Raw genomic sequence first — 13,768 nt, 5'->3', positions numbered from 1 at the left:
GAGGTCCGCCCGTCCGTCGCCGCGGGCGTCGCGGCGGGCGTCGGCACGGGCGCGGGCACGGAGTCGCTGGTGGTGGTCGCCGAACTGCGCCGCGCCGGACGCCGGGTCGCGGCGGAGCTCGCGGCGATCGAGGAATCGGTGGTCGCGGCGGTGACCGCCGGGCACGGGGTGCGGCCGTCCGTCGTCCACCTCGGGCCGCCCGGGACGGTGCCGACGACCACGAGCGGGAAGGTGCGGCGCGGCGCCGCCCGGCTGGCCTTCGAGCGCGGCACCCTCAAGCGTCTCGTCCCCGCCGCCCCCGCGACGGCGACGGCGACCGCCGGGACGGTGCCGCGATGACCGTCGACGCCGTCCCGTCCCGGAACACCGCCGCGGCTCCCGACACCGACGCGCAGGCCCGCCGCCTCGCCTACCTCACCGTGTGCGTGCCCGCGGCCGGGTTCGCCGCCGCGCTGGTGTGGGCGTTCACCTACGGGTTCACGCTGGTCGACGGGCTGCTGCTCGGCGGCATGTACCTGGTGACCGCGCTGGGCGTGGAGGGCGGCCTGCACCGGTTCTTCTCGCACCGCGCGTTCAGCGCCCGCCCCGCCGTGACCGCCGCGTGGGGCGTGGCGGGGTCCATGGCGGCGCAGGGGCCGATCGTGTTCTGGGTCGCGACGCACCGCATCCACCACGCCTTCACCGACACCGACCGCGACCCGCACTCCCCGAAACCCATCGGGGACGGACGGTTCGCGCGGCTCCGCGGCTTCTGGCACGGGCACGCGGGCTGGCTGTTCACCGTCCGGCGCGGGAACTGGAGCAAGCACGTCCCCGACCTGCTGGGCGACCGCACCGTCATGCGGATCAACGAGCTGTACTTCGCGTGGGTGCTGCTGGGGCTGGCGATCCCGGCCGCGCTCGGCGGCCTGCTGACCTGGAGCGCCGGCGGCGCCGTCGGGGGCCTGCTGTGGGGCGGGCTCGCCCGGATCTTCCTGCTCGACCAGGTCACCTGGGGCGTGAACTCGATCGGCCACACGCTGGGCAGCCGCCCGTACCGGACGCGCGACAACAGCCGCAACGTCGCGGCGCTCGCGCCCCTGTCGGTCGGCGGGTCCTGGCACAACAACCACCACGCCCGCCCGGCGCTGGCGCACAACCGGCACACGTTCTGGCAACTCGACCTCACCGGCGCGGTCATAGGCCTGCTGGCGGCGCTGCGCCTGGTCTCCGACGTCCGCCGCCCCCGGCCGGGCGGCCGGGACAACCCGAGGGGATAGCCCGATGACGACCATGACCGCGCCGCCCGAGGCGGCGATCGTCAAGCTCGACCGGTCCAGCGCCCGGATCAAGTGGATCACGGCGTTCGCGATGATGACGCTGCCCGGCCTCGGGACGGCCGCCGCCGCCGTCCTGCTGTGGCAGGGGATCTACACGGCCACCGACCTGTGGCTTTTCGCCGGAATGTACCTCGTGCACATGTTCGGCATCACGATCGGGTTCCACCGGTACCTCGCGCACAAGTCGTTCAAGACGTCCCGGTTCTTCGAGGGAGCCCTGATGATCGCCGGGTCGATGGGCGGCCAGGGACCGATCATGTACTGGGTCACCACGCACCGCCGCCACCACCGGTTCAGCGACCGGGACGGCGACCCGCACTCGCCCAACCTCGCCGGTGCGGGCCTCGGCGCGAAGCTGCGCGGCCTGTGGTGGGCGCACATGCCGTGGATGCTCAGCGACGAGAGTTCGAGCTGGCGGTTCTGGCGCCGGACGTCCTGCGCGACCGCAGGCTGTTCTTCTACCACCGGACGTACCAGCTGTGGATGGCCGCGGGACTGCTGCTCCCCGCCGCGATCGGCTTCGCCGTCGAGGGGACGGCCGCGGCGGCGCTCACCGGGTTCGTGTTCGGCGGCCTCGCCCGGATGTTCGTGGCGAACCAGGCGGCCTGGTGCGTCGGGTCGCTCAGCCACATGATCGGCGGGCGCCCGTTCGACAACGGCGACCGCAGCGCCAACAACTGGCCGGTGGCCGTCTTCACGTTCGGTGAGGGCCTGCAGAACAACCACCACGCGTTCCCCGGTTCCTACCGGCACGCCGTCCGCGCCTGGGAGCCCGACCTCAGCGGCTGGACGCTGACGGTCCTCGGCCGGCTCCGCGTCGTCCGCGACCTGCGGCAGCCGGACGCCGCCGCGATCGCCGCCCGCCGGACGCGCGGCCCCCGGAGCGAGCGCCGAACCGACCGCGCGTCCGCCTGACCCCTCGTTCCCACCAGGGCCTCTGCCACCACACGCCCACCATCGATCACGGAGTGTGACCGCACATGTTCAAGCGCAGCAAGAAGACCCCGGGCCTCGACGGCCCGCTGAGCACCGAGTCGCTCCGCGCCTGGCTGATCGAGCACCTCGCCGCCCGCGTCGGCGCGGCGCCCGCGGACATCGACACCGGCAAGTCGTTCGAGGCGTACGGGCTGGACTCCCGCGTGGCGGTCCAGGTGTCCGGCGCGCTGGAGAAGGTCGTCGAGCGGCGGCTGTCGCCGGGCCTGCTGTACGAGCACCAGACCATCGACGACCTGAGCGCGCACCTCGCCCGCGAGCTGCACCTCGCCGAGCGGGCCTGAGCGCGGAAGGAGACCGGCGATCATGTCCGTCTTCAGTTTCCCGACGGCCCCCGGCGACCGGTTCGGGGAGTTCCTGCGCAAGTCCGACCAGATCAAGGACGAACGGCTCGCGGCGGCCATCCCGCGCGAGTACTTCACCCCGCGGGTGCGGCGCGGCCTGCTCGGCTTCGCCGTGAGCTGGGCGCTGTACCTGGGCGCGATCGTCGCGATGGCGTTCGCCCCGCACTGGACGCTGTACGTCCCGCTGCTGGTCGTGGCGGGGCTCGGCGGCTGGGGCCTGCACTGCATCGCGCACGACTGCGGGCACGGTTCGTTCTCGCGCTCCCGCAAGCTCAACGTCGCGGTCGGGCACGTGTCGCTGCTGCCGCTGATCTACCCGTTCCACGCGTGGCGGCACGTCCACAACCTGCACCACGCCAACACCAACAACCTCGAACTGGACACCGACTGGAAGCCGATGCCGGCCGCGATGTACGCGCGGATGCCGCTGCGGGAACGGCTCGTCTACCACGGCACCCGCACCTGGGCGTTCTGGGGCGGGACGATCAACTACTGGCGGGTGTCGGGATTCCGCCCGTCGTTCTTCCCGAAGCGGGAGATGCGGCGCGAGGTGCGGCGCTCCATCTGGTTCGTGGTCGCCGCGTCGGTCCTTTACTTCCCGCCGCTGATCTACTTCACCGGCGTCAAGGGCCTCCTGCTGTACTTCGTGGCGCCGTGGGTCGCGACCCACGCGTGGTTCAGCGCGACGACGCTGATGCACCACAGCGCGTCCGACGTGCCCTACCTGACGTCCGAGCACTGGACGAAGAACGCGGGACGGCTGCTGCTGACGACCGACTACCGGTACCCGAAGTGGCTGCTGTTCCTCACGCACAACATCTCGGTGCACACCGCGCACCACGTCGCCCCGCCCGTCCCGTTCTACAACCTGCCGAAGGCGCAGGAGGCGCTGAAGCGCGCGTACCCGGGCATGGTGCGCGAACGCGACCTGAAGGCGCGGCACCTGTGGCACATCGTCCGCCGCCTGCACTTCTACGACACCGAGTCGGGCTTCTACAGCGACTTCGGCAAGACGCAGATCCCGCCGGGGAGCGAGGAGCGCGCCGCCGCGCCCGCGACTGTCCGGGCCGTCCCGTGAGGGCGCCGCGCGCGCCGCTGCCCGTCCGGCGACTCGGCTACGCCGCGGTCGGGACGGTCGCGCCCGCGGCGGCGGGACGGCGCGCGACCGACGCGTTCAGCACCACGCGCGCGCTCGGGCTGCGGCCGGACGACGTCGTCCCCGACGCCCGCCGGTTCACGGTCGGCGGCGACCCGGACGTCCGCGGCGGCTACCTGTGGGGCGAGGACGGCCCGGTCGCGCTCCTCGTGCACGGCTGGGGCATCGACAGCAGCAGCATGCAGGCGCTCGTGCCGCCGCTGCGGGCGCTCGGCTACAGGGTCGCGACGTTCGACGCCCCCGGGCACGGCGTCGCCGCGGGCTCGCAGGCGACGATGACGCAGTTCACCCGCGCGACCGGCGCCGTGCTGGACGCCCTCGGCGACACGTTCGGCGAGGTGCGCGCGGTGGTGGCGCACTCGCTCGGCTCGATCGCCGCGGCCGGGCGCTCGCCGCGCGGCCCGGCGCGTCCGTCCGGTGCCTGGCGCTGCTCGCCCCGACCTGCACGCTGACCGGCGTGCTGGAGCGGTGGGCGGGCGCGGAGCTGCGGCTGCGGCGGCCGGTCGTCGCGGAGATCTACCGGGAGCTGCGGCGGCGCAACGGCGTGCCCGTCTCGCACTGGGACGTGGTCGGGCTCGGCGGCGACCTCGACCTGCCCGCCCTCGTGCTGCACGACCCGCGCGACGGCGTCGTCCCGTACGCCGAGGCGGAGGCCGTCGCCGCGGGCCTGCGCGCGCGCGGCAGGAGGACGCGCCGGGCGGGCACTTCGGGATCCTGCTCGACCCCGGCGTCCGGGACCGGGTCGCGGCGTTCGTCGCCCGGCACGCGAGCACCGGTGAGGAGGCGGTCCGGTGAGGAGCGGCGACGCGGCCGCGGCGGAGACGGTCCGGGGACGGGCGTGGATGTGCCTGGTCTGCGGGTTCGTCTACCGCGAGGAGGACGGCCTGCCCGAGGAGGGGATCGCGCCCGGCACGTCCTGGGACGACATCCCGGACGCTGGTCGTGCCCCGATTGCGGCGTGAGCAAGGAGGACTTCGTGATGGCCCCTATGGACTGGGAGTGAGCATGGCACAGGGAGCGAGCGGGGTGCGGACCCTCGCCGAACCCGCGGACGTGATGCTGCGGCTGCTGGCGCCCGACGGGAAGCAGGACCCCTACCCGCTGTACGAGGAGATGCGCGCGCACGGGCCGCTCGTCGACCTGAACGGCGTGCACGTCTTCGCCACCGGCTACGCCGAGTGCGCGCGGGCGCTGCGCGAGCCGGGGATGCTGTCCACCGACGGCGCCGTCCAGGACCGCAAGATGCCCGGCTGGCGGGAGCACTCGTCGTGGCGGTGGCTCACCAAGAACATGCTGTTCGCCAACGATCCGGCGCACGAGCGGTACCGGCGGTTCTTCGGCAACGCGTTCGCCGCCCGCAGCGTCGAGGCGTACCGGCCGCTGGTGGAGCGGTTCGCGGCCGAGACCGTCGAGCACGTCGCCGTCCTGGGCGCGGGCTGCGCCGCCGTCGACCTCGTCCCCGAGTTCTCGTTCCGGTTCGCGGCGGACGTCATCGGCGAGCTGCTCGGCGTCCCGGCCGGCGACCGGCGGGAGATGCGCGGGATCATCGGCGACATCACCACCGCGCTCGACCCGATCGGCGACCTGTCGGAGCTGGAGCGCGGCGACGGCGGCATGGACCGGCTCGCCGAGTACACCTACGACCTCGTCGCGCGCCGCCGCGCCGCGCCGGGCGCGGACCTCACCAGCGCGTTCGTCCGGGCCCGGGACGAGGGCGGCGAGCTCACCGACGAGGAGCTGGTCGCGAACCTGATGCTGCTCACGGTCGCGGCGACCGAGGCGCCGCAGGACCTGCTGAGCAACATGGTCCGGCTCGCGCTGGAACACCCCGAGCACGCCGGACGGCTGCGCGACGACCCGTCCGCCGCGCCCGGCTTCGTGGACGAGACGCTCCGGTTCGACCCCGCCGTGCAGGCGCTCAACCGGGTCGCCGCCCACGACATGGACTACTTCGGCATGAAGATCGCCCAGGGCACCCCGGTGACGCTCCTGATCGCCGCGGGCAACCGGGACCCGCGGCGCTTCGCCGACCCCGCCGTGTTCGACCCGACCCGGCCCGACAACCAGCCGCTGACGCTGAGCGGCGGCGCCCACTACTGCCTCGGCGCCGCCCTCGCCCGGATGTCGGCGGAGACCGTCGTGCCGATGCTGCTGCGCCGGTTCCCGAACCTGGAGCGGGCCGGGCGCCCCACGTTCCGCGACCAGCTCGTGCAGCGCGGCCACGCCACGCTGTCGGTCGTCACCGGATGAACGCGCGACACCGCTCCCAGCCGTCCAGCGGAAGGAAGACCATGACCGATGTCAAGGACGGGACGAGCGACGCCGAACTCGCGGCGTCCCTCGGGCCCGGGTTCGCCAGCGAGCATGCGGACGTCAACGGCGTCCGGCTGCACTACGTGACCGGCGGGACGGGCGCGCCGCTCGTCCTGCTGCCGGGCTGGCCGGAGACCTGGTGGGAGTACCGCAAGGTCATGCCGGCGCTCGCCGAGCGCTACCGGGTGATCGCCGTCGACATCCGCGGGATGGGCGGGTCGGGACGTCCCGAGGCGGGCTACGAGAAGAAGGCGATGGCGCGGGACGTGCTGGAGCTGTGCGAGCACCTCGGGCACCGGCGCGTCGCGATCGCCGGGCACGGCATCGGGTCCATGGTCGCGTTCGCGTTCGCCGCGAACCACCCCGAGGCGTGCGACCGGCTCGTCATGCTGAACACCACCCACATCGACGAGTCGTACTACGAGTTCCGGATCATGCCGCGGCCGGGCGAGCCCGGCCCGTACCGGTGGTGGCTGGGCTTCAACCTGGTGCCCGACTTCCCGGAGGCCGTCCTCGAAGGCCGCTACCGGCACATGATCGACTACATGTTCGGGCTGAGCCTGACGGACCCGGACGCGATCCCGCCGCGCGACCGCGACGTCTACGCGCGCGCCTACGACTCGGCGGACGCCATCCGGGCCAGCAAGAAGTGGTTCCAGGCGTACCGGCAGGACATCGAGGACTTCTACTCCTACGACAAGATCACCGTGCCGATGCTCGGGCTCGCCTACGGCCCCTTCTACGACTACATGCTCGACAAGCTCCCGCAGCAGGGAACCGACGTCCGCGTGGTGCAGATAGAGGGCAGCCGCAACTACCTAGTCGAAGAGCAGCCCCAGGCGGTAATCGACGCCATCAGGGAGTTCATGGGCTGAGCCGGGTCTCGTTGATCTGCGGCGTGTTGCCTTAACTCGGGCGCTCATAAGGGCAACACGCCGCAGATCAACGTTCGGGCGCCCGGCCCCTCGCTGTGACGCGGGTCTCCGGACGGGTGGGTTGTGTTTTCCAACTCACCATTGTTAGCGTCGCGTCACCATCGGGAACCGGCCGAGCCTTGCGAGGAGAACCGTGAGTCCTTCAGACGCGCAGACCGCCGACTCGGTCGCGCCCGGCGAACCGGGCGGCGCCCCGTCCGGCGCCCCGTCCGGCGCCCCGTCCGGCGCCCCGTCCGGCGGACCGTCCGGCGGGACGGGACGGGCCGCGCCGTTCGGCGCCGTCTTCGCCATCGTCGCGGCCGGGGTGGCGATGTCCAACCTCGACCTGTTCATCGTCAACGTGGCGCTCCCGCAGGTCGGGGACCACTTCGCGGGCGCCTCGCTGGCGTCGCTGTCGTGGATCCTGAACGCCTACGCCGTCGTCTTCGCGGCGCTGCTGGTGCCCGCCGGGGGGCTGGCCGACCGCGCCGGCGCCAAGCGCGCCTACCTGCTCGGCATCGCGGTGTTCACGCTCGCGTCCGTCGCGTGCGCGGTGGCCCCCGGAGTGTGGTGGCTGGTGGCGGCGGCGTCCTGCAGGCGGCCGGGGCGGCGGCGCTGATCCCGTCGTCGCTGGGGCTGCTGCTGGCGGCGGCGCCGCCGGAGCGGCGGATGGCCGCCGTGCGCGGCTGGACCGCGATCAGCGGCCTCGCCGCCGCGCTCGGCCCCGTCCTCGGCGGGCTCCTCACCGAACTCGACTGGCGCTGGGTGTTCCTCGTCAACGTGCCGATCGGCGCCGCCGCGATCCTCGCCGGACTGCGGATGCTGCCCGGCGCGCCCGCCCGTCCGGACGCGCGGCGCCGCGACCTGCTCGGCGCCGCCCTGCTGACGGCCGGGATCGCGGCCCTGGCGTTCGGCGTCGTCCGCAGCGAGAGCGACGGCTGGACGTCCCCGCAGATCCTCGGATCGCTGGCCGGGGCGGCGGTGGTGCTCGCCCTGTTCGTCCTGCGGTCCGCGCGGCACCCCGCGCCGGTGCTCCCGCTCGGCGTGCTGCGCGCCCCGGCGTTCAGCCCCGCGTCCCTCGCGAACGTGCTGTTCGCGGTCGCGTTCGCGGCGATGCTGCTGTCCTGCGTGCTGTGGTGCCAGGACGTCTGGGAGTGGTCGGCGCTGCGCACCGGCCTGGCGATCACCCCCGGCCCGCTCATGGTGCCCGCGCTCGCGATGGGCGGCGCGCCGCTCGCCCGCAAGATCGGCTCCGGGCCGCTCGCCCTCATCGGCTGCGCGGTCTTCGCCGCGGGCGTCGCCTGGTGGATGTGGCGGATGGCCGACGGCTACGCGCTCGGGATGCTCCCCGGCATGCTGCTCACCGGCGTCGGCGTCGGGCTGACCCTGCCCACGCTGATCGGCGCGGCCGTGGCGGCGCTGCCCCCGACGAGCTTCTCCACCGGCTCGGCCGTCGTGACCATGGCGCGGCAGGTCGGGACGGTCGTCGGCGTCGCCGCGCTGATCGCCGTGCTGGGCGGCGGCGAGGCCGCCCGCACCGCCGCCGACTTCGACGCGGGCTGGCTGCTGACGATCGCCGCGACGGTCGGCGCCGCGGCCGTCTGCCTGTTCATCCCGCGCGCGCGCAAAGCCTGACCGCACATTCCACCCGCGATACGAAAGCTCGATCCGAGGAGGTTGTCATGCGAGACGCGGTGATCGTCGAAGCCGTCCGCACCCCGATAGGCAAGGGCAAACCGGGGGGCGCGCTGCACGGCGAGCATTCCGTCGACCTGCTGGCCCGCACCCTGCAGAGCCTGATCGAACGGTCCGGCGTCGACCCGGCGGTCGTGGACGACGTGATCGGCGGCATCGTCAGCCAGGTCGGCGACCAGGCGGTGAACGCGACCCGCTCGGCGGTGCTCGCCGCCGGGTTCCCCGAGAGCGTGCCCGCCACGACCGTCGACCGGCAGTGCGGCTCGTCCCAGCAGGCCGCGCACTTCGCCGCGCAGGGCGTGATGAGCGGCGCGTACGACGTCGCGATCGCCTGCGGCGTCGAGTCGATGTCGCGCGTCCCGATGGGGTCGAGCGTCCTGCCCGGCAGCGACCCGTTCGGCCCGCGGATGACCGCCCGCTACCCCGAGGGGCTCGTCGGCCAGGGCATCAGCGCCGAACTGATCACGTCCCGCTGGAAGCTGACCCGCACCGATCTGGACGACTTCGCCCTGCGGTCGCACGAGCGCGCGTCCGCCGCCTGGGCCGCGGGCGAGTTCGACCGCGAGGTCGCCTGGACGGGGATGCGCGACGAGACCGTCCGCCCGGGCACGTCCATGGAGGCGCTAGCCGGGCTGAAGCCCGCCTACTACCGGGAGGAGTACGCCGAGCGGTTCCCCGAGATCGGCTGGAACGTCACCGCCGGGAACGCCTCGCCCGTCAACGACGGCGCCGCCGCCCTGCTCATCATGAGCTCCGAGGCCGCCGCGCGGCTCGGCCTGCGCCCGCGCGCGCGCTTCCACTCGTTCGCGGTGGCGGGCGCCGACCCGCTGCTGATGCTCACCGCGATCATCCCCGCGACGGAGAAGGTCCTCGTCCGTGCCGGGCTGACCATCGACGACATCGACGTGTTCGAGGTGAACGAGGCGTTCTCGCCCGTCGTGCTGTCGTGGCGGCACGAGACCGGCGCCGACCTGGAGAAGGTCAACGTCCGGGGCGGCGCCATCGCCATCGGGCACCCGCTCGGCGCCAGCGGCGCCCGCCTCATGACGACCCTCGTGCACGCCATGGAGGACCGCGGCGCCCGCTACGGCCTGCAGACGATGTGCGAGGCGGGCGGCCTCGCCAACGCGGTCGTCCTCGAACGGCTCTGACGCCGTCCCCGGACGCCGACCCCCGGCCCCGCTTCGGGCCGCGCGCACCGAGGTGGCGCACGCGCGGCCCGAAGCGGTCGGAAAACCCAACCGACCCGCCTAAGCTGGAGTCATGGGCAAGGACGCCGACCCCCGCGAATGCTCGGTCGCCGACGCGCTGCAGGTCGTCGGGGAACGCTGGACGCTGCTGGTGATCCGCGAACTGCTGTACGGAGTGCGGCGGTTCGACGGGATCGTCCGCAACACCGGCGCCGCCCGCGACATCCTCACCACCCGGCTGCGCAAGCTGGAGGACGCCGGCATCGTGCGGCGCGAACCGTACAGCGACCGCCCCGTCCGGTACGAGTACCACCTGACGTCCAAGGGCCTGGAGCTCAGCGACGTGCTCGCCGTCCTCATGCGCTGGGGCGACCGGCACATCAACCCCGCCGACCCGCCCGTCCGGTGGATCCACACCTGCGGCGAGCACCTCGACGCCCAGGTCGTCTGCGCGCACTGCGGGCGGCCCGCGCTGGAAGGCGGGCGCCCCACCGGACGCGGCGCCCGGACGGCCTAGCGCTTCTCCTTCGGCGACCGCACGAGGAACGTCCCCGCCAGCACCACCAGCCCCGACAGCATCAGGACGAACTGGGCCGGGGCCATCCCGAACGGCGTGGCGTCCGCGCCGTCCAGCAGGTCCGCCGCCAGGCCCGACAGCAGCGCCGCCAGCGCCAGGCCGAACCGCAGCGTCGCGTGGAACGCGGTGAGGGCGAGGTTGCGGTCACTGCCGCCGAGACGTTCCTGCAGGTAGGTGATGCCGCCGACGAGCGCGCTCGTCGCACCCGCGCCGAACAGGACCGCCCCCGCGAACGACCACCCCACCGACCCGAGCAGCCCCATCAGCGCGATCACCACGCCCTGCACGACCGTCCCCGTCCGGATCTGCGACAGCAGGTCCCAGCCCTTGCGGTGGACGAGCAGCAGCCCGATCAGCGCGCCCACCCCGAACAGCACCACCAGCACGCCGAACCCGACCGCGCCCGCGTCCAGGACGTCCTGCACGAACACCACGCCCAGCGAGAACAGCGCGCCGAGGCCGAGCGCGATCACCGCGACGCCCGGCAGCACGCCCCGCACGGTCGGCAGCCGCAGCGCCGCGACGAACCCCCGCTGCGTCCCGGTCTCCCGCTCCGTCGCCCGCCGCTCGTGCGGACCCGGGCCGAGGTCCGGGATCGCCCGCACCGCCAGGTAGGACGCCAGGTACGTCAGCGCGTTGAACCAGAACACCACGACGTAACGCCAGTGGCCCTCCCAGCCCGCCTGGTTCGACGCCCACAGGATCAGCCCGAACGCGCCCGCGCCCACCGGGATCATCCCGTACGACGTCGCCATCGTGATCCCGTTCGCGACCTCCAGCGTGCCCGTGTCGTGCTCCTCCTCGTCGTCCTCGATGAGGAACGGGACGGCCGCGTCCCGCGCGGGCAGGAAGATCAGCCCCACCACCTCGATGAGGAACGCCCAGAAGTACACCCACCACAGGAACGGCAGCAGCGGCAACGTCACCGCCATCCCCGCCCTGACCAGGTCGGACGTCAACATCACGCTGCGCCGCCGCCACCGCGTCACCACCCGCGCCGCCAGCGGCGCGCCCAGCGCGGACGGCAGCAGCCGCAGCACCAGCACCCCGCCGACCGCCGTCGTGGAGCCGGAGATCTCCAGGACGAAGTACATCAGCGCGAGCGTGCCCATCCAGTCGCCGAACGCCGAGATGCCCTGCCCGAGGATGAGCAGCCGGAAGTCCCGGCGGTTCAGCCGATCCTTGAGTCCCACGCGGGCTCCCGTCCGTGCCGCCCGTCCGCGTCGGGCGATCCCGCCAGCAGCCCGGAGAGCCGCGCGGCCGCGCCGTCCCAGCTCCAGGTGCCGCACGCCCAGCGGCGTCCGGCGGCGCCCATCGCGCGCGCCCGCCCGGGATCGGCCAGCAGCCGGTGCAGCGCGAGCGCCAGCTCGCCCGGACCGGACGCGTCGACGAGCACGCCCGTCCGCCCGTCCACGAGCGACTCGGGGCTGCCGCCCGACCGGCCCACGATCACCGGCAGCCCGGACGCCGCCGCCTCCAGCGTCGACAGCCCGAGCCCCTCCGTCTGCAGGCCGTGCCGGTCGTCCCGGCAGGGCAGCGCGAACACGTCGGCCGCCGCGTAGTAGCGCGGCAGGTCCGCGGCCGACACCGGCCCGGTCACCGTGACCGACCCGGGCGCCGTGCGGTCGCCGAGCTCGGCGAGGCGCCGCAGCATCGGACCGTCCCCGACGATGACGAGCCGCGCGTCCGGGCGCCGCCGCAGCACGTCCGCCCACGCCCGGATCAGCGTGTCGTGCCCCTTGCGGCGGACGAGCCGCGCGACGCTGAGCACCACCGGACCGCTCCCCAGCGCGTGCCGCCGCCGGATCCCCGCACCGTCCAGGCCCGGCCGGAACCGGCCGGTGTCCACGGCCCCGGCGAGCCGCACCAGCCGCGTTCGTCCGCCGAGTGCGTCCGCCAGTTCCGGCAGCGTGCCCCCGCACAGGTGCGTGAGCGCGTCGAACGACCCGGCCGCCGCGCGCAGCGCCGCCCGCGTCGGCGCCGCCCGGAACCAGCCGAGCTCCTGCCCGTGCGTCGACCCCACCAGCCGCCGCACCCCCGCCGCCCGGACGAACGGCGCGTACATCGCGAACGGCGCCGCCGCGGTGATCCACCCGGCCTCGATCCGGTGCCGTTCGACGAGTCCCCGCAGCCCGCGGAACAGCAGGTACGCGTGCCGCCGCACGACCGGGAACGGCAGCCCCGCGTCGAACTCCGCGGCCCCCGGCCACGCGGGCGCCACCACGACGACCCGTCCCGCGGGCAACCGCCGTACCAGCTCCCACGTGAACGTCTGCACCCCGCCGGGCTCCGGAGGGAAATGCCCGGTCAGCACCAGCGTCCGCGGGATCTCCATCAAGCCCCCTTCGACGTCGCGGGGGGTTCCGCGTGATCACCGCGGGCGGGGTCGAACGTGTCGGCCGGGTGGGGATCGCGGCCGGGCCCGTACGCCGTGGCGCCGCTCGTCCGGCGACGAGGGAAGCCCGCGCGTCCTCGCGTGGGTGGTGTCACTCGGTCACGCTTCCCCGGCAGCCGTCAACCATGCATGGGGCGACGCGTCCGGGCACCGCCTCGACGAGCCGCTCCGGCAGACCCGTGCAGGGGCCGCCGCTCGGTGACCGGCCCGTGGGGCGGGCCCGGCTAGGTTGGCGCGCATGGACGAGATCAACGGGGTCGAAGTCGTCGCGTTCCCGGACGCGGCGGCGTTCGAGGACTGGCTGGCCCAACACCACACCCGCCGCGAGGGCGTGTGGGTCAAGGTCGCGAAGAAGGCGTCGGGGATCGCGTCGGTCACGGACGACGAACTGGTCGACGCCGGGCTGTGCTGGGGCTGGATCTCCGGGCAGCGCCGGGGCCTGGACGACCTGTACTACCTGCAGAAGTACGGGCCGCGGCGGCCGAAGAGCCTGTGGTCGCGGGTGAACGTCGAGAAGGTCTCGGCGCTCGCGGCGGCGGGCCGGATGCGCGAGCCCGGCCTCGCCGAGGTCCGGCGGGCCCGGGAGGACGGCCGCTGGGACCGCGCGTACGCGTCGCAGGCGACGGCCGCCGTCCCGGACGACCTGGCCGCGGCGCTCGCCGCCGACCCGGCGGCGCGGGCGGCCTTCGACGCGCTCGACCGGACCGCCCGCTACCTCGTGCTGCTTCCGCTGCTCCAGGCCGCGACGCCGGAGACCAGGCGGGCGCGGCTGGAACGGGCGGTCCGGGACCTGGCGGAGGGCGAACGCTCCTGACCCGGTGGACCGCGGCGGTCACCGCTCCGGAGTCCGTCCCGTGGATCTTGGTTCGCCC

At 74.1% G+C, this 13,768-nt stretch carries 13 protein-coding genes and 4 pseudogenes; 14 read left to right on the top strand and 3 right to left on the bottom strand.

Annotation, left to right across the window (positions count from 1 at the left end; genetic code table 11):
• From BJF79_RS55015 to BJF79_RS57955, 7 genes and pseudogenes are all read left to right on the top strand, one after another.
• A pseudogene (locus tag BJF79_RS55015) lies at window positions 1–339 on the top strand (hypothetical protein); the annotation flags it as partial.
• On the top strand, window positions 336–1,259 hold the full coding sequence (locus tag BJF79_RS01340) for an acyl-CoA desaturase (RefSeq protein WP_075894628.1): 924 nt from the start codon (window positions 336–338) through the stop codon (window positions 1,257–1,259). The pseudogene BJF79_RS55015 and the gene BJF79_RS01340, both read left to right, overlap by 4 nt.
• 4 nt (window positions 1,260–1,263) lie before the next feature.
• Window positions 1,264–1,728 (top strand): annotated as a pseudogene (locus tag BJF79_RS57965) (fatty acid desaturase); the annotation flags it as partial.
• Window positions 1,632–2,234, top strand: a pseudogene (locus BJF79_RS57960) (fatty acid desaturase); the annotation flags it as partial. The pseudogenes BJF79_RS57965 and BJF79_RS57960, both read left to right, overlap by 97 nt.
• A gap of 65 nt (window positions 2,235–2,299) precedes the next feature.
• A complete protein-coding gene (locus tag BJF79_RS01330) occupies window positions 2,300–2,596 on the top strand; it encodes an acyl carrier protein (RefSeq protein WP_075894627.1) in 297 nt (98 codons plus the stop codon).
• 22 nt (window positions 2,597–2,618) lie between these two features.
• A complete protein-coding gene (locus BJF79_RS50345; RefSeq protein WP_083733075.1) occupies window positions 2,619–3,734 on the top strand; it encodes a fatty acid desaturase in 1,116 nt (371 codons plus the stop codon).
• Window positions 3,731–4,264, top strand: coding sequence for an alpha/beta fold hydrolase (locus BJF79_RS57955; protein WP_262401369.1), 534 nt, complete (start codon window positions 3,731–3,733; stop codon window positions 4,262–4,264). The genes BJF79_RS50345 and BJF79_RS57955 overlap by 4 nt, the downstream gene beginning before the upstream one ends.
• A gap of 64 nt (window positions 4,265–4,328) precedes the next feature.
• On the opposite strand, the gene BJF79_RS66365 is transcribed toward BJF79_RS57955, so the two are convergent.
• Window positions 4,329–4,577: a hypothetical protein gene (locus BJF79_RS66365; protein ID WP_410050023.1), complete on the bottom strand. Its 249-nt coding sequence runs from the start codon at window positions 4,575–4,577 to the stop codon at window positions 4,329–4,331.
• 77 nt (window positions 4,578–4,654) lie between these two features.
• Here BJF79_RS66365 and BJF79_RS65195 point away from each other — a divergent pair, with 77 nt between their 5' ends.
• From BJF79_RS65195 to BJF79_RS01295, 6 genes and pseudogenes are all read left to right on the top strand, one after another.
• On the top strand, window positions 4,655–4,774 hold the full coding sequence (locus tag BJF79_RS65195; protein WP_410050024.1) for a rubredoxin: 120 nt from the start codon (window positions 4,655–4,657) through the stop codon (window positions 4,772–4,774).
• A gap of 43 nt (window positions 4,775–4,817) precedes the next feature.
• Window positions 4,818–6,062 carry a cytochrome P450 gene (locus tag BJF79_RS01315; protein WP_075894626.1) on the top strand — a complete coding sequence of 415 codons (1,245 nt, stop codon included), beginning with the start codon at window positions 4,818–4,820 and terminating at the stop codon, window positions 6,060–6,062.
• A 41-nt stretch (window positions 6,063–6,103) separates the two neighbouring features.
• Window positions 6,104–7,000: an alpha/beta fold hydrolase gene (locus BJF79_RS01310; RefSeq protein WP_075894625.1), complete on the top strand. Its 897-nt coding sequence runs from the start codon at window positions 6,104–6,106 to the stop codon at window positions 6,998–7,000.
• 370 nt (window positions 7,001–7,370) lie between these two features.
• Window positions 7,371–8,674: pseudogene (locus BJF79_RS01305) on the top strand (MFS transporter).
• Between the two features lie 47 nt (window positions 8,675–8,721).
• Window positions 8,722–9,885 (top strand): thiolase family protein, encoded by a 1,164-nt coding sequence (locus BJF79_RS01300; protein ID WP_075894624.1) that lies wholly within the window; start codon window positions 8,722–8,724, stop codon window positions 9,883–9,885.
• A gap of 112 nt (window positions 9,886–9,997) precedes the next feature.
• Complete coding sequence (locus BJF79_RS01295; RefSeq protein ID WP_075894623.1) at window positions 9,998–10,441, top strand: winged helix-turn-helix transcriptional regulator; 444 nt, start codon at window positions 9,998–10,000, stop codon at window positions 10,439–10,441.
• On the opposite strand, the gene BJF79_RS01290 is transcribed toward BJF79_RS01295, so the two are convergent.
• Together BJF79_RS01290 and BJF79_RS01285 are read right to left on the bottom strand one after the other, a co-directional pair.
• A complete protein-coding gene (locus tag BJF79_RS01290; RefSeq protein WP_075894622.1) occupies window positions 10,438–11,694 on the bottom strand; it encodes an MFS transporter in 1,257 nt (418 codons plus the stop codon). The two genes, BJF79_RS01295 and BJF79_RS01290, sit on opposite strands and share 4 nt — an antisense overlap.
• Window positions 11,673–12,836, bottom strand: coding sequence for a glycosyltransferase family 4 protein (locus tag BJF79_RS01285; RefSeq protein ID WP_075894621.1), 1,164 nt, complete (start codon window positions 12,834–12,836; stop codon window positions 11,673–11,675). The genes BJF79_RS01290 and BJF79_RS01285 overlap by 22 nt, the downstream gene beginning before the upstream one ends.
• 298 nt (window positions 12,837–13,134) lie before the next feature.
• On the opposite strand from BJF79_RS01285, the gene BJF79_RS01280 reads away from it, so the two are divergent.
• Window positions 13,135–13,710, top strand: coding sequence for a YdeI/OmpD-associated family protein (locus tag BJF79_RS01280; protein ID WP_075894620.1), 576 nt, complete (start codon window positions 13,135–13,137; stop codon window positions 13,708–13,710).
• The last annotated feature ends 58 nt before the right edge of the window (window positions 13,711–13,768 follow it).

Origin of the sequence: Actinomadura sp. CNU-125, assembly GCF_001942465.1 — a bacterium.
Taxonomy (GTDB): Bacteria; Actinomycetota; Actinomycetes; order Streptosporangiales; family Streptosporangiaceae; genus Spirillospora.
This window is presented reverse-complemented; position numbering and strand designations above follow the sequence as displayed.

What these genes read in the sequence shown, in the direction of transcription:
- BJF79_RS01340 (WP_075894628.1), top strand. Translation starts at nt 336, where the DNA reads ATGACCGTCGACGCCGTCCCGTCCCGGAACACCGCCGCGGCTCCCGAC.
- BJF79_RS01330 (WP_075894627.1), top strand. Translation starts at nt 2,300, where the DNA reads ATGTTCAAGCGCAGCAAGAAGACCCCGGGCCTCGACGGCCCGCTGAGC.
- BJF79_RS50345 (WP_083733075.1), top strand. Translation starts at nt 2,619, where the DNA reads ATGTCCGTCTTCAGTTTCCCGACGGCCCCCGGCGACCGGTTCGGGGAG.
- BJF79_RS65195 (WP_410050024.1), top strand. Translation starts at nt 4,655, where the DNA reads ATGTGCCTGGTCTGCGGGTTCGTCTACCGCGAGGAGGACGGCCTGCCC.
- BJF79_RS01315 (WP_075894626.1), top strand. Translation starts at nt 4,818, where the DNA reads ATGGCACAGGGAGCGAGCGGGGTGCGGACCCTCGCCGAACCCGCGGAC.
- BJF79_RS01310 (WP_075894625.1), top strand. Translation starts at nt 6,104, where the DNA reads ATGACCGATGTCAAGGACGGGACGAGCGACGCCGAACTCGCGGCGTCC.
- BJF79_RS01300 (WP_075894624.1), top strand. Translation starts at nt 8,722, where the DNA reads ATGCGAGACGCGGTGATCGTCGAAGCCGTCCGCACCCCGATAGGCAAG.
- BJF79_RS01295 (WP_075894623.1), top strand. Translation starts at nt 9,998, where the DNA reads ATGGGCAAGGACGCCGACCCCCGCGAATGCTCGGTCGCCGACGCGCTG.
- BJF79_RS01285 (WP_075894621.1), bottom strand. Translation starts at nt 12,836, where the DNA reads ATGGAGATCCCGCGGACGCTGGTGCTGACCGGGCATTTCCCTCCGGAG.
- BJF79_RS01280 (WP_075894620.1), top strand. Translation starts at nt 13,135, where the DNA reads ATGGACGAGATCAACGGGGTCGAAGTCGTCGCGTTCCCGGACGCGGCG.